Origin of the sequence: Alteromonas sp. MTD1, assembly GCF_042848195.1 — a bacterium.
GTDB lineage: Bacteria > Pseudomonadota > Gammaproteobacteria > Enterobacterales > Alteromonadaceae > Alteromonas.
This window is the reverse complement of sequence record NZ_BTGG01000002.1, coordinates 269960-287702: the sequence shown is the minus strand read 5'-3', so window position 1 is coordinate 287702 and position 17743 is coordinate 269960. Positions and strand designations below refer to the sequence as shown.

Annotated in this window: 19 protein-coding genes; 12 read left to right on the top strand and 7 right to left on the bottom strand. The window is 45.7% G+C overall.

Features of this window, described 5'->3' with window-relative positions; translation table 11 throughout:
* Nucleotides 1–149: 149 nt before the first annotated feature.
* The 4 genes from coxB to ACGHAV_RS03935 all read left to right on the top strand — a co-directional run bounded on the left by coxB (nt 150) and on the right by ACGHAV_RS03935 (nt 4491).
* Nucleotides 150–1313, top strand: coding sequence for a cytochrome c oxidase subunit II (coxB, locus tag ACGHAV_RS03950; protein WP_390376708.1), 1164 nt, complete (start codon nt 150–152; stop codon nt 1311–1313).
* 9 nt (nt 1314–1322) lie between these two features.
* Nucleotides 1323–2936: a cytochrome c oxidase subunit I gene (gene ctaD / locus ACGHAV_RS03945; protein WP_334014057.1), complete on the top strand. Its 1614-nt coding sequence runs from the start codon at nt 1323–1325 to the stop codon at nt 2934–2936.
* A 63-nt stretch (nt 2937–2999) separates the two neighbouring features.
* Nucleotides 3000–3587 carry a cytochrome c oxidase assembly protein gene (locus ACGHAV_RS03940; RefSeq protein ID WP_390376705.1) on the top strand — a complete coding sequence of 196 codons (588 nt, stop codon included), beginning with the start codon at nt 3000–3002 and terminating at the stop codon, nt 3585–3587.
* Between the two features lie 25 nt (nt 3588–3612).
* Complete coding sequence (locus tag ACGHAV_RS03935) at nt 3613–4491, top strand: cytochrome c oxidase subunit 3 (protein WP_334014055.1); 879 nt, start codon at nt 3613–3615, stop codon at nt 4489–4491.
* Nucleotides 4492–4510: 19 nt separating this feature from the next.
* Here ACGHAV_RS03935 and ACGHAV_RS03930 read toward each other — a convergent pair whose 3' ends face one another.
* Nucleotides 4511–4720, bottom strand: coding sequence for a DUF2909 domain-containing protein (locus tag ACGHAV_RS03930; protein WP_334014166.1), 210 nt, complete (start codon nt 4718–4720; stop codon nt 4511–4513).
* A 45-nt stretch (nt 4721–4765) separates the two neighbouring features.
* Between ACGHAV_RS03930 and ACGHAV_RS03925 the strand changes: the two genes are divergently transcribed.
* Genes ACGHAV_RS03925 through ACGHAV_RS03900 form a run of 6 tightly spaced genes read left to right on the top strand, consistent with a single transcriptional unit; the run spans nt 4766 to nt 9326 of the window.
* Entirely contained in the window at nt 4766–5470 is a 705-nt protein-coding gene (locus tag ACGHAV_RS03925) for an SURF1 family protein (protein ID WP_390376702.1), read from the top strand.
* Nucleotides 5463–6020 (top strand): hypothetical protein, encoded by a 558-nt coding sequence (locus tag ACGHAV_RS03920; protein WP_390376699.1) that lies wholly within the window; start codon nt 5463–5465, stop codon nt 6018–6020. Before ACGHAV_RS03925 ends, ACGHAV_RS03920 begins: the two co-directional genes overlap by 8 nt.
* A gap of 5 nt (nt 6021–6025) precedes the next feature.
* Entirely contained in the window at nt 6026–7180 is a 1155-nt protein-coding gene (locus ACGHAV_RS03915; RefSeq protein WP_390376696.1) for a heme A synthase, read from the top strand.
* The gene (gene cyoE, locus ACGHAV_RS03910) at nt 7173–8090 is read left to right on the top strand and encodes a heme o synthase (protein ID WP_390376694.1); all 918 of its coding nucleotides are present in this window, start codon (nt 7173–7175) and stop codon (nt 8088–8090) included. Before ACGHAV_RS03915 ends, cyoE begins: the two co-directional genes overlap by 8 nt.
* Entirely contained in the window at nt 8087–8734 is a 648-nt protein-coding gene (locus tag ACGHAV_RS03905; RefSeq protein WP_390376691.1) for an SCO family protein, read from the top strand. Before cyoE ends, ACGHAV_RS03905 begins: the two co-directional genes overlap by 4 nt.
* Nucleotides 8735–8738: 4 nt before the next feature.
* Nucleotides 8739–9326 (top strand): GNAT family N-acetyltransferase, encoded by a 588-nt coding sequence (locus ACGHAV_RS03900; protein WP_390376688.1) that lies wholly within the window; start codon nt 8739–8741, stop codon nt 9324–9326.
* A gap of 52 nt (nt 9327–9378) precedes the next feature.
* Here ACGHAV_RS03900 and ACGHAV_RS03895 read toward each other — a convergent pair whose 3' ends face one another.
* On the bottom strand, nt 9379–10503 hold the full coding sequence (locus tag ACGHAV_RS03895) for a polysaccharide deacetylase family protein (RefSeq protein ID WP_390376686.1): 1125 nt from the start codon (nt 10501–10503) through the stop codon (nt 9379–9381).
* A 59-nt stretch (nt 10504–10562) separates the two neighbouring features.
* Between ACGHAV_RS03895 and ACGHAV_RS03890 the strand changes: the two genes are divergently transcribed.
* The gene (locus ACGHAV_RS03890; protein WP_390376683.1) at nt 10563–11909 is read left to right on the top strand and encodes an MATE family efflux transporter; all 1347 of its coding nucleotides are present in this window, start codon (nt 10563–10565) and stop codon (nt 11907–11909) included.
* A gap of 117 nt (nt 11910–12026) precedes the next feature.
* On the opposite strand, the gene ACGHAV_RS03885 is transcribed toward ACGHAV_RS03890, so the two are convergent.
* The 5 genes from ACGHAV_RS03885 to nfuA form a co-directional block, all read right to left on the bottom strand.
* Nucleotides 12027–12641 (bottom strand): class I SAM-dependent DNA methyltransferase, encoded by a 615-nt coding sequence (locus ACGHAV_RS03885; protein ID WP_390376680.1) that lies wholly within the window; start codon nt 12639–12641, stop codon nt 12027–12029.
* A 48-nt stretch (nt 12642–12689) separates the two neighbouring features.
* A complete protein-coding gene (locus ACGHAV_RS03880) occupies nt 12690–13073 on the bottom strand; it encodes a VOC family protein (RefSeq protein ID WP_334014045.1) in 384 nt (127 codons plus the stop codon).
* A 98-nt stretch (nt 13074–13171) separates the two neighbouring features.
* Nucleotides 13172–13870 (bottom strand): aspartate/glutamate racemase family protein, encoded by a 699-nt coding sequence (locus ACGHAV_RS03875; RefSeq protein WP_390377006.1) that lies wholly within the window; start codon nt 13868–13870, stop codon nt 13172–13174.
* A gap of 223 nt (nt 13871–14093) precedes the next feature.
* Nucleotides 14094–14330: a hypothetical protein gene (locus tag ACGHAV_RS03870; protein WP_390376677.1), complete on the bottom strand. Its 237-nt coding sequence runs from the start codon at nt 14328–14330 to the stop codon at nt 14094–14096.
* A gap of 24 nt (nt 14331–14354) precedes the next feature.
* Complete coding sequence (nfuA, locus tag ACGHAV_RS03865; protein ID WP_334014042.1) at nt 14355–14933, bottom strand: Fe-S biogenesis protein NfuA; 579 nt, start codon at nt 14931–14933, stop codon at nt 14355–14357.
* 161 nt (nt 14934–15094) lie between these two features.
* Here nfuA and ACGHAV_RS03860 point away from each other — a divergent pair, with 161 nt between their 5' ends.
* Complete coding sequence (locus ACGHAV_RS03860) at nt 15095–17737, top strand: M14 family zinc carboxypeptidase (protein ID WP_390376674.1); 2643 nt, start codon at nt 15095–15097, stop codon at nt 17735–17737.
* The last annotated feature ends 6 nt before the right edge of the window (nt 17738–17743 follow it).

The window sequence follows — 17743 nt, the reverse complement described above, 5'->3', positions numbered from 1 at the left end:
TTATTAGTCAGGGATTAACAAAATAATAACAATGACTCTAAATTTGTTTTACAAGTTGCAGTTGTGGGTCAACCGTTCGCAAACCATCTGGTAGGGACAGCGCGCAAGAACATTTGGCGTTAATGGTTCTACCATTACGGAGGTGCTGAGTGAAACAACTAACGAACGTCATCGCAAAAGGGGTTGCGGCATTACCCTTTTTGTTATTTTCTCATTTTCTTTCTGCGCAACAGGCTGCTGAAGAAGTCTCTTCATTGAACCTACGGCGCGGAGCAACTGACATTAGCGGGCAAGTGTACGATTTGCATATGCTGATGTTCTTCATTTGCGTTGGTATAGCTGTGGTGGTATTTGGCGTGATGTTCGCGTCTATGTATCTTCATAGAAAATCCCGCGGCGCTAAGCCAGCTAATTTCCATGAAAACGTAAAAGTGGAAATTGCATGGACGGTTGTGCCTTTCCTTATCCTTATTTTTATGGCTGTGCCAGCGGCAAACACACTGATTGCCATGGAAGACGTGTCTGAAGCTGACATGACGGTTTTGGTAACTGGTTCGCAATGGAAATGGCATTACAAGTACATGGACAGTGACGTTGAATACTATTCTTTACTGGCCACCCAGCGCGAGCAGATAGAAAACAAGTTTGAAAAGACAGATAACTACTTGCTTGAAGTCGACCGCCCCTTAGTTATTCCTACCGGTAAAAAAGTACGGTTTCTTATCACGTCTGACGACGTTATCCATTCGTGGTGGGTACCAGATTTCGCAGTGAAAAAAGACGCTAACCCAGGTTTTATTAACGAGGCATGGGCCAAGGTGAATGAGCCAGGTATTTACCGAGGTCAGTGCGCTGAACTTTGCGGTAAAGATCACGGCTATATGCCCGTTGTTGTTATCGCCAAAGAGCCCGCCGCTTTCGAAGCTTGGATGGGGGAACAAGAAGACATTGTTCGCCAAGCAAAAGAGGAAGAGCAGCGCCTACTGTCGATGAACATGTCGATGGATGAGTTAATGAAGGAAGGCGAACGCGTGTACAACACAACATGTGCAGCGTGCCATATGCCAAACGGCGAAGGGCTACCAGGTGTATTTCCAGCGCTTAAAGGCAGCAAAATGGCCCTTGAAGATCAAAAAGGTCATATTGAAATTGTGCTTCATGGAAAGTCAGGCACCGCAATGCAGGCCTTTAACAAAATGCTAAGCCTTAAAGAGATTGCAGCGGTTGTGACTTATGAGCGCAATGCGTGGGGTAACAACACGGGTGACATGGTGCAGGCGAAAGATGTCAACGACGTGGCAATGGGTAACTAGGAGCGAGTTATGAGTAAAGCAACTGACGTTATTTCGCCAGATTCATCTGTGCATCACGACGAACATGATCATCATGATCATATTCCAAAAGGTATTACCCGATGGTTATTTACCACAAACCATAAAGACATAGGCACGCTGTACTTATGGTTCGCCTTTATTATGTTCTTAGTGGGCGGTGCCATGGCCATGGTTATTCGCGCCGAGTTATTCCAGCCTGGCCTACAAATTGTCGAGCCTAACTTCTTTAACCAAATGACTACGGTACACGGTTTAATCATGGTGTTTGGTGCGGTTATGCCAGCGTTTACTGGCTTAGCAAACTGGTTAGTGCCTATGATGATTGGTGCGCCAGATATGGCCTTGCCGCGCATGAACAACTGGAGCTTTTGGATATTACCTGGGGCATTTTTAATATTACTTAGTTCACTGTTTATGGAAGGTGGTGGTCCTGCGTTTGGCTGGACATTCTATGCGCCGCTTTCAACAACCTACAGTGGCGATTCAACCGCACTGTTTGTGTTCTCGGTGCACATCATGGGTATCTCATCCATCATGGGTGCGATAAACGTTATTGTTACCATCTTCAACATGCGCGCGCCGGGCATGACATGGATGAAAATGCCGCTGTTTGTATGGACATGGTTAATCACTGCCTTCCTACTTATCGCGGTAATGCCGGTATTAGCAGGCGCTGTTACCATGGTACTTACCGATAAGTTCTTTGGAACAAGTTTCTTTGATGCTGCGGGCGGCGGTGACCCCGTTATGTTCCAGCACATTTTCTGGTTCTTCGGGCACCCTGAAGTATACATAATGATTTTGCCGGCTTTTGGCATCATTTCACAAATTGTCCCTACATTCTCGCGTAAAAAGTTGTTTGGATATGCCTCAATGGTTTACGCAACGGCATCTATTGCATTGCTGTCGTTTGTTGTTTGGGCACACCACATGTTTACCACGGGTATGCCGGTATACATGGAAATGTTCTTTATGTTTGCCACCATGCTGATATCTGTACCAACCGGTGTAAAAGTATTTAACTGGGTGGCAACGATGTGGCGTGGCTCGCTTACATTCGAAATGCCTATGATGTTTGCTATTGCCTTTATCGTGCTGTTTACCATTGGCGGTTTATCGGGTCTTATGCTGGCCATTACACCGGTAGATTTTCAATATCACGACACATACTTTGTAGTAGCGCATTTCCACTACGTACTGGTGACAGGCGCCGTATTCTCCATTATGGCTGCCGTGTATTACTGGTTGCCTAAATGGACGGGCAAAATGTACGACACTACATTAGCTAAATGGCACTTCTGGTGTTCGCTCGTGTCAGTGAACGTGTTGTTCTTCCCTATGCACTTTGTAGGTTTAGCAGGCATGCCTCGTCGTATTCCCGACTATGCCCTTCAGTTCGCCGACTTTAACAAGTGGATAAGCTTGGGTGGTTTTGCGTTTGGTTTGTCGCAGCTGATTTTCTTGGCGCTTCTTATTAAAGCGTGCCGAAAACAGGGCGAACCAGTATCGGCACAAGTATGGGATGGTGCAGAAGGTCTAGAGTGGGAGATCCCCTCTCCTGCTCCTTATCACACCTTCGATACGCCACCTGTTGTGAAGTAACTCATGCCAGCTCAAGCGCGAATTTAATCGCGCTTGAGCAAGGCTTAGTTTGGAGACTGTGTTATGTCGCAAGCAAATGCAAACAACAAAATGGTACTAAAGCTTGTTGCCATTGTTATTGGCATGTTTGGTTTTGGGTTCGCCCTTGTGCCGCTTTATGACGTGTTTTGTGATGTAACAGGAATTAATGGAAAAACAGAAAACAGTGCAGCAGTTTATCAATCTGTAGAGATTGATGAGACTCGTGAAATAACAGTGGAATTTATCACGCGCACCAACACGGGCATGCCGTGGGAGTTTCGCGCTGAAACACAGCGAGTAAAAGTACATCCAGGCGAACTGAACACGGTATCGTTTTATGTTCGAAACCCTGCCTCAAGCAATATTGTAGCGCAGGCTATTCCTTCTGTTTCTCCAGGTACAGCCGCGTTGTACCTCAATAAAACTGAATGCTTTTGTTTTAACCAGCAGCCCCTAGACGCTGGAAGTGAGGCCTACATGCCTATGCAGTTCTATGTTGACCCCCAGCTTCCTAAAGAAATTACGTATTTTACATTGCAGTACACACTATATGACGTCACCGCGAGAGCAAGTGACCTAACGACAAAACCGAATCCCTTTATGGTTAGTGGCGCTGAAAGCGGCAAATAATCAACGTAGGGGTAAGGAGATAATAATGCAGCAAGAATACCAAAAATATTATGTACCCGCGCAAAGCCCATGGCCAATTGTAGGAGCGGTAGCGCTCTTTCTTATTGCCGTAGGTGCTGGAAATTTTGTAGTAGAAGCCACTAAAGGTGAGTCTGGCTACGGAGGCCATATCTTAACCGCCGGAATCATTGTGCTACTAGTGATGTTAGTGGGCTGGTTTAAAAATCAAATCGATGAGTCGATGTCAGGGCTTTATAGCGACCAGCTAGGCCGCTCTTACCGTCAAGGTATGAGCTGGTTTATCTTTTCTGAAGTGATGTTTTTCGCGGCGTTTTTTGGCGCGCTTTATTATGCGCGCTTTATCGCCGTGCCATGGCTTGGCGGCGCATCAAATAATGCCATGACCAATGAAGTGCTGTGGCCAAGCTTTGAAGCAATGTGGCCTTTAGTGTCTACACCTGGCGGAATTCAAACTAAAGAAATGAGTGCGGCAGGGCTACCCACTATCAACACGGTTATTCTGCTCGTATCTTCAGTAACGCTGCACTTTGCGCATTCGGGTTTGGAAGAAAATAAACGCAAGCAGCTTACTTGGATGCTTGGGCTTACTATCTTGCTTGGCTGTGGCTTCTTATTTTTGCAAGTAGAAGAGTACATTCATGCGTACCGTGAACTTGGTTTAACGCTTCAGTCGGGTATATACGGCAACACGTTCTTTATGCTTACTGGGTTCCATGGCATGCACGTAACGTTAGGAACCATCATACTCATTGTGTTGTTTTTCCGCGTGTTAAAAGGGCACTTTACGCCAGATAACCATTTTGCATTTCAAGCGGGTAGTTGGTACTGGCACTTTGTAGATGTGGTTTGGGTAATGCTCTACATCTTCGTTTACGTGCTTTAAGCCCTGTTCGCGTCGAACCTCAGTAAGGTCTGGGGTTCGGCGTTATTAACCCTGTACCTATTGCAACAAGAATAATTATAACAATCACGGCAGATGTGAGAACGCGACGACCAATGTATTTGCTCATTGGGCCATTTTTAGGGTCGTTTTTCATCATTACTCGCATAGCCAAAAACAAGTTAACGATCATGTATATCACTAAGGCAACTAGGATTATTTTTATCATTATAAAGACCTCTGTTTTTCTTATTGGTTTTTGTAGGGTGCGTTAACTATGGCACAACGCACTCGCAAGCTGCTTCCTTGGGTACTCACTGCAATTAGTGTGGCAGCAATGTGCGGGCTTGGCTTTTGGCAGCTAGAACGCATGATTCAAAAGCAGCATCGTTTAGCTAGCATAGCGCAAAAGCAAAGCAATGGAAGTGTGAGTTTATTAACCGCGTTAACGAACGATGACCCACGTGATATTGCTGTTACCTTCGACGGCGAGCCTGATACTACACATCTGGTTTTTTTAGATAATCAAATTCAAGATAAACGTGTTGGCTACGATGTAATCGTGCCGGTAAAAACGAATGCTGGCTGGGTATTAGTGAATTACGGTTGGGTATCTGCACCTGATATGCAGCGCACGCTGCCGACAATAAAAATCGATAAAGGTCTTCTTTCTTTCAGAGGCATTGTGTCGGTGCCGGGTATTAACCCCTTGATAACAGAAACCAATACACAGTCATTGGTTTTCCCCGCGCTGGTTCAGCAAATTGACTTTGCAGATCTCAGTCAGCGCCTGAATCGCGACTTATTACCTTATGTTATTCAACTCACAACAGACGATGTTGAGTTTGTGCGCGACTTTCGCCCTGTAGTGATGTCTCCAGAAAAGCACCTTGGCTACGCCGTGCAATGGTTTGGATTAGCCATTGCCGCTGCAGCTATAGGCGGCTTTGCCATTAGTAAAAAAGGACGTAGTTATGAGTGATACTGCATCAACTAAAAACGCGGCTTCAAAACGCACTTTGCTACTTATGATAGCGGTGTTTGTTATTCCTGTTGTGTTAGCAAAGTTAGCATTAGAGAACGACTGGTTTACTAAAGCTGCCACTAACAAAGGGCAATTACTATCACCTACCATTGATATGACTTCAGTGTTGCAAGATGCAGCACCGAAATGGCGAATGCTTTACGTTATGCCTGAAAACTGCGATGCAGTGTGTGAAAACGCGTTGTTTAGCATAAACCAAGTATGGCTTGCGCTAGGAAAAGAGTCTGACAGAGCAGAAGCTATGGTACTTGCTACCGACAACAGCGACCCTGAAGCGCTTGCTGCGTTAACTCAGTACCCCAACGTCGCTACAATGGAAATTTCCGCGCCTAACCAATTAGCGACTAATAGCGTGTATATCGTGGATACCCAGAATAATGCCATGTTGTTTTATCAAATAAAGCTAGAGCGACAAGATGCAGTAATGGAAAGCCGCAATATGTTGGCCGACATGAGAAAGCTATTAAAGCTATCGCGCATAGGATGATTAGTATGAAGAAATTAACGCTTTTTAGCTTATTTTTGGCTGCCGTTGTCATTATTTTAGGTGCGTATACACGTTTAACTGACGCAGGTCTGGGCTGCCCCGACTGGCCAGGTTGCTACGGCAACTTAACCGTCCCGCTAAGTGAAGAGAAAGTAGCACAGGCCAATGCTGCTTACCCTGAAAGACCTGTTGAAGCGTTTAAAGCATGGAATGAAATGGTACACCGCTATTTCGCTGGCACGCTAGGGCTTTGCGTACTAGCGATTGCTGTTATTGCAGTGCGAAATCGAAGTAAAGGTACGCCGGTTAAACTACCGCTATTTTTGCTAGGGCTTATTACTTTTCAGGCCGCTCTAGGCATGTGGACGGTAACGCTCAACCTGTTGCCCGTTGTGGTGATGGGACATTTGTTAGGCGGTTTCACGGTACTGTCTTGTTTGTTTATGTTGTACTTGCGGCTAAAGCAGCACGATGTGCAATTACAGCAAAATGTTGAAGTTAGTAGTGAATCATTGGCTCAGAAGCAAAATGGACAAAGCAGGCTTAAGGGTTTTGCGCTAGTTGGTGTTGGCGTGCTGGTTGTGCAAATAGCGTTAGGCGGTTGGACTTCTGCTAATTACGCTGCCCTTGCTTGTACCAAGATGCCAATATGTGAAGCGGGATGGCAGTCGCGATTAGACTTTGCCGGCGCGTTTAGTGTGCCCGATGCAGAAAACTACGAGTTTGGCGCCCATGATTATAGTGAGCGCGTAACTATGCATATTGTCCACCGTGCGGGCGCGTTGGTTACTTTTGCATACTTGCTTGCCCTAGGTTTGAGTGTGCTGCGCGCCAGTAGCACTACAAATCTGCAGAAGCGTATAGCCACGTTTATGTTGTGTGCTTTATCTGTGCAGGTGGCATTAGGTGTTAGCAATATTGTATTTATGCTGCCACTTGGTGTTGCTGTTATGCATAACGCGGTGGCCGCTGTACTGCTGCTATCGCTGCTTTATCTTGTTTTCACACTGGTAGTTCCGCTAAGCAAACACAGTAACCAGTTTACGTTTGCATCAACACAAAACGACGTGTCATCACACCAAGGCGCACCATTGTCTGCTGCGCATTCTTCTTTTTCTACTCATGCCCTTACAAAGGCGCCAGGAGGTTTCCATGGCTAAATCAGTGTCTATCACCGCTAGAACGGCTCGTCATCATCAAAGTGTTTCGTGGCGCGACTATTATGAAATGACAAAGCCCAATGTGGTTATGTTGTTATTGCTTACCGCACTTGTGGGAATGTGTTTGGCTACGCCCACATGGGTAAGTGCTGTAACACTTATATGCGGCCTCGCAGGCATTGGGATGCTCTCGGCATCAGCAGCGGTAATTAATCATGTAGTAGATCATCGAATAGATAGCATGATGGCACGTACGTTTAATCGCCCGGTTGCTAAAGGAAAAGTAAGTGTTACGAGTGCGCTGTGGTTTGCAGCTGCTCTTGGCGTGATTGGTTTTGTAGTATTAGCCGCGTTCGTAAATATGCTAACCGCGTGGCTAACGCTTGCAAGCCTAGTGGGCTATGCGTTTATTTATACTATGTACCTAAAACGAGCAACGCCGCAGAACATCGTTATCGGCGGGATTGCGGGCGCCGCGCCGCCGCTGCTTGGTTGGACTGCGGTAACCGGTGAAATACATGCCCATGCATTACTTCTTGTATTGATTATTTTTACCTGGACCCCACCTCACTTTTGGGCGTTAGCCATTCATCGTGAAAAAGACTACGCAAAAGCAAAAGTGCCCATGCTTCCCGTTACGCACGGCGTAAGTTTCACCAAAACGTCGGTATTGCTATATACGGTGTTGCTAGGAATAGTATGTTTTATGCCTTACCTGACAGGAATGAGTGATCTTATCTACCTAATTGGTTCAAGTGTATTGAACGCAGGCTTCCTTTATTACGCAGTTAAGCTGAAGTATGCCGCCGACGAACAAACGGCAATGAAAACTTTTAGGTTTTCAATTATTCATCTCATGGTATTGTTTGTAGTATTGTTATTGGATCATTACATACCCATAAGTTTATGAATCAACGCACATTTGTTGGCATTGTTGCTGCGCTAGCCCTTGTGGCTGGTGTGGTTGGGGCGTTATATATAGCGCCTCCTAATTCTTCTTCGAACGCTCAGCCTGAGTATTTCCAAGCATACCCAGAACCGCGCGCAATCTCCGAGTTTTCCCTTACCGATCACAAGGGCAACCCATTCAATTTAACATCGCTCGAAGGGCAATGGAGCTTAGTGTTTGTTGGCTATACCTTTTGTCCAGATATATGTCCAACCACCATGGCAGAGCTGAACACAATTTATCCTGAACTTCAGGCTTTAGAGAGTGTCTATCCTATACGCGTTGTTTTTGTATCAGTTGATCCTAAACGAGACTCAATAAATAGACTTTCTGAGTATGTCAGCTATTTTAATAAAGAGTTTGTGGCGGTTACTGGAGAGCATAAATCTCTTTTTCCATTCGTTCGTAACCTTGGCATGATGTACGCCATTGCTGAAAGTACCGATAACCCAAACTACCTAGTTGACCATAGTGCGTCAGTGGTACTTATCGACCCACGGGCAAGGGTATTAGGCCGATTTAAACCTACAAGACAGCCAGGAAGGTTATCGATAAGTGATTCTCAGCAAATACTGGCAGATATGCCGGTGGTAATCTCAAAGTAGTAAGATGGATATCAAAATTAGACAAGGCGAGGCATCTGATGCCGCGCAAACTGCGCCGCTAATTTTAAGTGCCGCAGAATCATTATTAACATCAGTATTTGGACACAATAAAGACAAAACGGCACTAGGGTACTTAACTCACGCATGGGAACATGGCGGGGGGCAATACGGTTTTAAAAACCACTGGGTAGCAGAAGCCGACGGCACTATTTTAGGTGTTGTCACAGCGTGGCACAGTAAGTTAGGTGCTGCATTCGACCGCGCCACCCTTGATAGCATTACGTCGTACTTTACGCTTGATGAAGCGATGAACGTGCTGATGCGCAATCAAACTGTAGCGGTGAACCTTACACCTCCAACCACAAGCGAGCTTATGATTGGGCATCTATCTGTCGCTGAAGCAGGAAAGAGAAGAGGTATTGGCTCTGCCTTGGTTGACCTTATGAAAATGCGCGCAGAGCAACTTAAGAAGCGTAAGCTGGTGTTAGATGTAGAAGTCACTAACATTCAAGGCATTCGCTTCTATCAAAGCCAAAACTTTACTGAGGCATCAATCAACAAGGGCTTTATTCGCTTTGAGCGCGATGTATAGGTAAACGTTTCCTTATATACGTCGCTATCAGTGTTAACAATGGCGTTATTGGCTAGTCGGGATAGTTTCCATTATCGTCAGCAACGAAAAATGGCACAGAATACCAGTAGTACCTGCCCGACTTACTGATGGATGGTGCAGTGCAATTCACGCGTGAGCGACCTACAGGCAGCGCGCCTTCAATCGTAAACGCTACCGTACTCTTGGTGGTTTGAGTTTCAATAACATCGCTACCAAAGAAACAAGATACTTGCGACGTTCGCATATCATTACTGTTAATGGTAAGCGTTATTGGTTTATCAATATTTCTACCTTTAATGCGTGGCTCATTGAGAGATAAGTCAGCGACTGGCATTGCCAAACTGTTAAGCTTGGTTTTAAGTGTTTTCAGGTTTGCATAGGGCCCTGCCGCGGGAAAACGAGGTAATGCCTGCAAGTTGCTGTTAGGCCCAACAGCGCCTGAGTGCTGTCCAAATGCTGTATAACCTTCTTGCTCTAGTTTGCTGGCAAGTGCAACGTTAAACTCGCCAAATGGGTAGGCAAACAGTTTAGGGCTACTGCCTAGCTTCTCTTCAATTTTCTGCTGCGCTTGCGCTACGTTTTGCCAAACCGAAGAAAGCCATTTTGACTCTCCCATTTCAAACTCACCGTTAAGCATGTGAAGATGATCAAGTGTGTGATTAGCAAAAGTAACACCGTCGTTATGCATAGCGTCTACTTGTTCCCACGTAAGCTGAGATGGGCCAACGCTTATTTCATCTGGATTGATAAAAACAGTATAGGGAAAGCCTTTATCTACCAGCACTTTATGGGCATTGTGCAGAATGTTCGCGTAGCCATCGTCAAAGGTAATGGCTACTGCATTACTGGGTAACGAGGTGTTTTCTTTTAATGCGGTAACGACTTGCTCTAGCGATACTACCGTATGATGTGCCGCTAGATATTCCATATGCTCAGAAAATTCATCAGGCGAAATGCTGGTGCTACGCGGGGTTTTGTCTGATACGTGATGATAAAGCAATATAGCAGCATTAGGCGCGGGAGATGCCTCTTCTGCAATGGCAACGCTGTTGTAAGTAGCAAAAAAGCTCAGCGCGAAAAATATCTGTACAGAGGTTTTAAGCCCTCCCATAGACGCCATTCCTTTTCTATCGAATAAATATAATAACCATTGCATGATACACTCCTTTTTTTACGCCCAATTTATAATTGCAAACACTCAACTGAGATCAGCTTATGTCGCGTGATTTAGCACCAACTCATGCATTCTTTCGTGATCATACACGTCTATTGGCGCTAGCGCTGCCTATGATTTTGGCAAATATTACTACACCGCTTTTAGGTTTAGTCGATACTGCCGTGCTGGGTCATATGGCGTTGCCTGCCATGTTAGCGGGCGCGTCTGTTGGAGCATTAATTCTCACGCAAATTTATTGGGTGTGTGGTTTTCTGCGCATGTCGTCCACAGGGTTAAGCGCACAGGCAAAAGGCAGCGATAATGCGCAGTACAAATCGGCGAAAGTATTGTGGCAAACCGTTGCTATAGCGTTACTGTTAGGTGCCGCTATTGTTGCGCTGCAAGCACCCATTCTCAAAGTTGGGCTCTCCCTTACAAGCCCTAACGCGGAAGTGGCTACTTACTTACAACAATATTTTACAACCAGAGTGTGGGGTGCACCTGCTGCAATGCTGAATTTAGCGCTGGTGGGGTGGTTGGTAGGTCAGCAGAAAACGCGCACCGTTATGACTATTCAAATTATAGGAAACTTACTGAATGCACTGCTAGATGTGATATTTGTTTTCTATCTGGGCTACTCGGTGGCTGGCGTGGCACTCGCGAGCGTGATAGCAGAATATACCATGGCGATATGTTCATTACTGGCCGCGTTGAAGATTGCGGGTGGTGTGGGCATAAGTGGCGCCTGGTTTAATCGCGCGGCACGAAAAGTGTTAATGAAGTTAAATGGCGATATGCTTATTCGCAACCTTGCCCTTCAAGCATGCTTGGCCTTTCTTACTATTCAAGGCGCGCGATACGGAGAGACATCTGCGGCCGTAAACGCTATTTTAATGCAATTTTTTGTTTTAATAGCGCTGGGGTTAGACGGCATTGCCTATGGTGTAGAAGCGCTAGTTGGAGAGGCGCAAGGTGCTAAGGATGTAAAAGAAATAAAGCGCAGAACGTATCAAGGCCTACTATGGTCTTCGCTGTTTGCGGTTGCCTATAGTCTGGTGTTCTATGCTTTTGGCGCCGACATCATTACCTTACTAACCGATCATCAAGTCATTAAAGACAGCGCACTACCTTATTTGCCGTTAATGATTCTATTGCCGCTTGTGGGGCACTGGTGCTTTTTGTATGACGGCGTTTTTGTTGGTCTTACTCGTGCAAGTGCAATGAGAAATACCATGTTGTTCAGTGCAATAGGCGTGTTTTTCCCAGTGTGGTATTTAACACAAAGTAATGGCAATCCAAGTTTATGGTATGCGTTACTGGCATTCCTTTTGGCGCGTGGAATAAGCTTGGGGTTTTCATTCAATACCCTAGATAAAAAAGGTGAGCTGGGAAAATTGAACGGATAGCCTCTCGGTAAAAAGCTACGCTTTATTTTTCTTAAGTGTTTGGCTTTCGCACGTTTGTTATGGCGAACTCAAGCTTGTAATCAACTAACAACACGCCTGCGTTTCTACACTGACCTTTTATGTACTGGTTTTCTGTGCAATCACTACAGTGTGTTGTTCGGGGTGCTGATCGAATTCAACATGACGAATAATACAGCCGGCATCTATTAGTATGCTTAAGTAGGCATTTAAACCTAATGACGCATAGTACACCTCTGGCCCCATTGTGGTGTTGGTGTGCGAACCCGCCTTTTCAACGCCGCCACAAGAAAAAAGCAGCACGCCATTTTCCGCTAAGTTGCCGCAGAATTTTTCTAACAAAGGCTGTTGTTGCTCAAGTGGAATGTGCCAAAAGCTATCCCAAGCGCTAATAAAGGTATAATTTTGGGGAAGCTCAAAAGCGCATACGTCTTCATGGTAAAACGTGCCAGACGGCTGGTTTTCTTTCGCAATAGACAGCATGGTTGCCGATATGTCTATACCCTCATATTGCAGGTTTGCTTTTTCTATATGAGGAATAAATCGATTAGTACACCCACAGCCCACATCAAGTGCAAAAGCAGAGCCTTGATGTGGGACAAGAAACGACAGTGCCTTTTCGTATGCAGCAATGCCATTTTGGCTATTGAACTGCTCTCTAGTCCACAAATGCGTTATGGTATCGTAAGCTTTGCCGGTATCTTCTGGTGACATCAACAGTCCTTTATCGTTACTTAAACGCGCTTCTTGCTAAATATGTGGTTACTTGCGAACGATATGAGTTGCACACAGCTTATTGCCAGAAGGGTCGCGCAAATACGCTAAGTACAGCTGCCTTTGGTCGTTTCCACGAATACCCGGTGGGTCTTCGCACGGTACACCGCCATTCTCACTACCTACCTTATGCCATTCATCGACAATTTCTGGAGTACGTGCAGCAAGCCCAAGTGTTGTACCGTTTCCGTGCGTAGCAGCTTCACCATTTATTGGCTTGGTGAGTGCAAGAATGCCTTTGGGTGTGTAATAAAATACGCGACCATACTCGTCATACACACCGGCGTCGTAACCCAGTACGCCTAATATGGCATCGTAAAACGCTTTTGAAGCTTCAATATCGTTTGCACCAATCATTACATGGCTAAACATGGTTAATCCCTTTTTGTTTTTTTGATTTAATTTCGCTACGCCGTATCACACACTGCGCCTAGTCACGTGCTGCGCCTTTCACACTGCGCCGAACCTTGTTAAGCACCATGCAATATAAATTCTACTGCACGCTTGGCATGAATGGCCGTGGTGTCGTATAAACGCACTGTGGTATGCGGCTGTTGTACAAGCAGTGCAATCTCAGTACAGCCCAAAATAACGCCTTCTGCGCCTTGTGCTGCCAAGTCGTTTATAACGTTAATATACGCCTCACGTGACTTAGCACAAATCACGCCCTTGCATAATTGTTCATAAATAATGTTATGAACAATGGTCTGTTGCTCTGCACTCGGTACAACCACCTCAATGTTGAATTTGTCTTTTAGCCTGTCTTTGTAAAATGGCTGTGCCATGGTGAATTGCGTGCCTAACAAGCCGACAGTGTCTACTTTGTCTTTATTGAGTGCTTCACCGGTGGCGTCAGCAATATGCAATAAGGGTAGTGACGTTGCACTAATAACTGCATTGGCAACGTTATGCATGGTATTTGTGCAAATAAGTACAGCATCAGCATCCGCGCGCTCTAGAGCCATGGCTTCTTCAGCTAGCATATTGCCAAGTGTATCCCAGTTGTTTTCATGCTGTAGTTGCGCAATCGGGGCGAAATCTACGCTGCTTAACAGTAGTGGCGCACTGTGGAGCCCACCTAAAGCATCGTTAACACCGCGGTTAAGTGCCTGATAATAGCTAACCGTCGACTCCCAACTCATTCCGCCAATAAGGCCCAGTTTTTTCATCGCATCACGTCCATTTAGGTTTTCGCCATAAGGGCCTTCAATAGTTACGCGGTGTGTTAAACAACGCGTGGCTATTACAAGCCGCATTACTTTTGTGCCGGGAGTGGTTATGAACTAGCGATGTTTACTCGCTGTTTGCTTTTTTGAACTTACATATTGTTCTTATCCCACGCGTTGCAATTGTCAATGTGCAACGAGAATGACGGGTTTTCAAGCGAAAAGCTTAAAACTTAGGAGGAGGTTTTTTGTTTTTCAGGAAGGTGAAGCGGTTTATGAATATACCCGCATAGCCAAACATAGCGTAGGCAAAACCGCCGAACAGGACAGAAAGTGACAGGTAGTGAACGGCAATGTGCCAATGACTTATTGATAAAAGCATTACAGCGCCAGCAACGAAAATAGACAAACCTATTTTGAATCGTTGCCAGCTTTTATGCACATCTTGGGTGATAAGTGCCACTGTATTTTTTTGCTTAGTACTAACTTAGTAGTACGAGTGCTCACCAGCTTGGTGTTCAGTCGCATCGCGCACGCCATTTAGCTCGCCTGCAAACTGTTCTAGCATCTGCTTTTCAATGCCGTCTTTAAGCGTAACATCAACCATTGAGCAGCCGTTACAACCACCGCCGAATTGAAGTATAGCGAAGCCGTCGTCGGTTAACTCGGTAAGTACAACGTTACCGCCGTGACTTGCAAGCTGAGGGTTAATCTCAGACTCAATCATGTAATTAATACGGTCGACAAGCGGTGCATCGTCAGACACTTTGCGCGCCTTAGCATTTGGCGCTTTAAGCGTTAGCTGTGAGCCCATTTGGTCAGTAACGTAATCAATTTCAGCTTCGTCTAGGTACGGCGCACTCTCTTCATCTACCACGGCATCAAACCCATTGAACGGTAGACGCGTATCAGTAGATTCAACGGCATCTGGCGGGCAATAGGACACGCCACACTCTGCCGACGAAGTGCCTGGGTTTACGACGAATACACGAATATTCGTGCCAGACTCTTGTTTACTCAGCAGTTTTACGAAGTGAGCCTGGGCTTCTTCTGATATAGTAATCATCAGCAAGTCCTACATATTTTAAAATTTGGATTATTGTATCAAATTTACCTGAGTAAAACAGTCAGGTATTAATTAAAAAAATTATTTCAGTAAATCGAATTTGTTGAGGGCATTGTTTGTCGCAACGTCAGCTCAACCATAACAACAAGACGGGAAACGCCATGCTAGCGAACATTTACAACGCAGCGAAAAAAAGTCACCTTGCTCTGGTTACCGCTTTGGCGCTGGGAGCAGCGTCATTTGGTGCCGCCACAGTTAATGAAGCGCATGCAGCTCCAGTTACTATTGCACCTGATCACGGCGGCAAACCAGTTCACGCCTACTTACCTGACACGGTAACGTACAACACAAGTATTCCCACACCTGAATCGGTACTAGGTGCACAAATTGGAGAATGGCACGTTCGCCATGATCAACTGGTGCAGTACATGAAAGTGCTTGCTGAAACGTCAGACCGTGTCACTATCGAAGAGACTGGACGCACTCATGAAAACCGCCCTCTTTTGCTGCTTACCATTACATCGCCAGATAACCGCGACAACCTGGAAACTATGCGAAAGCAGCATATCGATGCCATGTTGGGCGGCAAAAAAGTAAGTAAAGACGCACCACTTGTTTTCTACATGGGTTACAGCATTCACGGCAATGAACCGTCTGGATCAAATGCAGCGCTTGCGCTAGCTTATTACCTTGCTGCCGGCCAAGGCGAAGAGGTTGATGCCCTTCTCAAACATAATATTGTGTTGTTTGACCCTTCTTTCAACCCCGATGGCTTATCTCGGTTTGCACAGTGGGCGAACATGCACAAGGGTAAGCAGCTAGTATCTGACTCTCGTCATAGAGAGCATGACGAAGGATGGCCTTCAGGTAGAACTAATCACTATTGGTTCGATTTAAATAGAGACTGGCTGTTATTGGCTCATCCTGAGTCTCAAGCGCGTATTAAGCAGTTTCATAAATGGCGCCCGCATGTGTTGACGGATTTTCATGAAATGGGCACAGACAGCACCTATTTCTTCCAGCCGGGTGTACGCTCTAGAAAGAACCCACTAACACCAGACGAGAATGTGACCCTTACAGAGGCGCTGGCACAGTATCATGCCGCGGCTTTTGATAAAGAAGGCACGTTGTATTTTACTGAGCAAGCCTTTGACGACTTTTACGCAGGTAAGGGGTCTACCTATCCTGATCTGCATGGCAGTATTGGTATCCTGTTCGAGCAGGCAAGTTCTCGCGGTCATTTGCAGTCGTCAATAAATGGCGAACTTGCATTTAAGGACACTATTCAAAACCAAGTCACAACGTCATTGAGCACGTTCAGAGGTGCTTTAGCAAATAAAGCGGCGCTTTTAGATTATCAGTCTAACTTTGTGAGCGGTACGCAAGAACAAGCTAAGAACGATAAAACCGTTGGTTTCGTTGTAGGTACAGAAACCGATTTAAGTCGTTTTAACGCCTTTTTGTCGTTGCTAGAGCAGCACAATATTCGCTACGAAGTGGTGAATAAAGACAGCAAAGTTAACGGAATAACATACAAAAAGGGGCAGGCTGTCTATGTACCGACCAAGCAGCCGCAGTACCGTTTAGTAAAATCCATTTTTTCTACACAAACATCGTTTGAAAACAATACCTTTTACGATGTGTCTACGTGGAATTTAGCACTTGCTTTCAATCTTCAATATTCGCCATTAGATAAAGGTGATGCCCGTGACGTGAAACGAGGCGACAAAGAAACCGTTGCAACGCTTGCCCTAAATACTATTCAAAATGATGCTTATGCCTATGGCTTTTCGTGGCAGCACTACTATGCTCCAGCAATGCTACAAACGCTTTTAGAGCAAGGTGTTCAGGTTCGTAGTAGCGAAGAAGCGTTTGCGGCCTTGTCGTATAATGGTGGCGTAGTTTCTCTACCGCCTGGTAGCATTATTGTTCCTAAAGGGCTGGCACAGCCAGCGAACATTGAAGACATTATTACGCAAGCACAAGCCAAGCTTCAGGTTCCTGTATTTAGCTTTAAGTCGGGACTGACGCCGGTAGGAAACGACTTAGGTAGCAGAAGCATGGCGCCAGTTTACGCCCCTCAAGTTATGATTGTGGGTGGTGAGGGGACCAGTGAATACGAAGTGGGCGAAATCTGGCACTACTTCGATACTAAGGTAGGTATTGCAGCAAGCATTGTTGAGCAGCAGCACGTTGGACGTGCGCTTTCAGACCCTTCAATTCAATACACCCATATTATTTTCCCAAGCGGCCGTTACGGGTTTTCTGAGAGCCAGAAAGCGCAGCTAGAGAGCTGGATTAAAGCCGGTGGCGTAATGATAGGTCAGAAATCGGCACTGCGTTACTTCGCTGATAACAAGTGGCTTGATGCAGAAGTAGTAAGCCGTGAAACCATTGATAACGCGTATGACGAGAGCAAGCTGTCTTATGCAGATGGCGGAGCGTTGTACGCGAAGAAACTAGTAGCCGGCGCGGTATTTGAGACGAAGATCGACACTTCACACCCGTTATTCTATGGCTTTGAAAGCGATACGCTTCCTATGTTCAAAACCAGTAATATGATTGTGCAAGGCGATAGTTCGCCGTTTGTTACGCCGGCAACCTATACCGAAGAGCCGTTAATGGCAGGCTTTAGTGATAACGCTATGGTTGAGCTTATGGCTGAGTCTACAGCGGTTACCACCAACAAAATGGGGCGCGGCGTGGTTATTGGTTTCACTGACAACATGCAGTTTAGAGGGTACTGGTATGGCACAAATAAAGTGCTTGCCAATGCAATCTATCAATCTCATTTCGTGCGTTAATTTACG

Excerpts from the sequence above, each read along its gene's own strand:
- ACGHAV_RS03885 (WP_390376680.1), bottom strand. The coding sequence starts at position 12,641 with ATGTCACCAGAAGATACCGGCAAAGCTTACGATACCATAACGCATTTG.
- ACGHAV_RS03935 (WP_334014055.1), top strand. The coding sequence starts at position 3,613 with ATGCAGCAAGAATACCAAAAATATTATGTACCCGCGCAAAGCCCATGG.
- ACGHAV_RS03890 (WP_390376683.1), top strand. The coding sequence starts at position 10,563 with ATGTCGCGTGATTTAGCACCAACTCATGCATTCTTTCGTGATCATACA.
- ACGHAV_RS03915 (WP_390376696.1), top strand. The coding sequence starts at position 6,026 with ATGAAGAAATTAACGCTTTTTAGCTTATTTTTGGCTGCCGTTGTCATT.
- ACGHAV_RS03875 (WP_390377006.1), bottom strand. The coding sequence starts at position 13,870 with ATGAAAAAACTGGGCCTTATTGGCGGAATGAGTTGGGAGTCGACGGTT.
- ACGHAV_RS03895 (WP_390376686.1), bottom strand. The coding sequence starts at position 10,503 with ATGCAATGGTTATTATATTTATTCGATAGAAAAGGAATGGCGTCTATG.
- ACGHAV_RS03860 (WP_390376674.1), top strand. The coding sequence starts at position 15,095 with ATGCTAGCGAACATTTACAACGCAGCGAAAAAAAGTCACCTTGCTCTG.
- ACGHAV_RS03880 (WP_334014045.1), bottom strand. The coding sequence starts at position 13,073 with ATGTTTAGCCATGTAATGATTGGTGCAAACGATATTGAAGCTTCAAAA.
- ACGHAV_RS03920 (WP_390376699.1), top strand. The coding sequence starts at position 5,463 with ATGAGTGATACTGCATCAACTAAAAACGCGGCTTCAAAACGCACTTTG.
- ACGHAV_RS03905 (WP_390376691.1), top strand. The coding sequence starts at position 8,087 with ATGAATCAACGCACATTTGTTGGCATTGTTGCTGCGCTAGCCCTTGTG.
- ACGHAV_RS03925 (WP_390376702.1), top strand. The coding sequence starts at position 4,766 with ATGGCACAACGCACTCGCAAGCTGCTTCCTTGGGTACTCACTGCAATT.
- nfuA (WP_334014042.1), bottom strand. The coding sequence starts at position 14,933 with ATGATTACTATATCAGAAGAAGCCCAGGCTCACTTCGTAAAACTGCTG.
- ctaD (WP_334014057.1), top strand. The coding sequence starts at position 1,323 with ATGAGTAAAGCAACTGACGTTATTTCGCCAGATTCATCTGTGCATCAC.
- ACGHAV_RS03940 (WP_390376705.1), top strand. The coding sequence starts at position 3,000 with ATGTCGCAAGCAAATGCAAACAACAAAATGGTACTAAAGCTTGTTGCC.
- ACGHAV_RS03900 (WP_390376688.1), top strand. The coding sequence starts at position 8,739 with ATGGATATCAAAATTAGACAAGGCGAGGCATCTGATGCCGCGCAAACT.
- cyoE (WP_390376694.1), top strand. The coding sequence starts at position 7,173 with ATGGCTAAATCAGTGTCTATCACCGCTAGAACGGCTCGTCATCATCAA.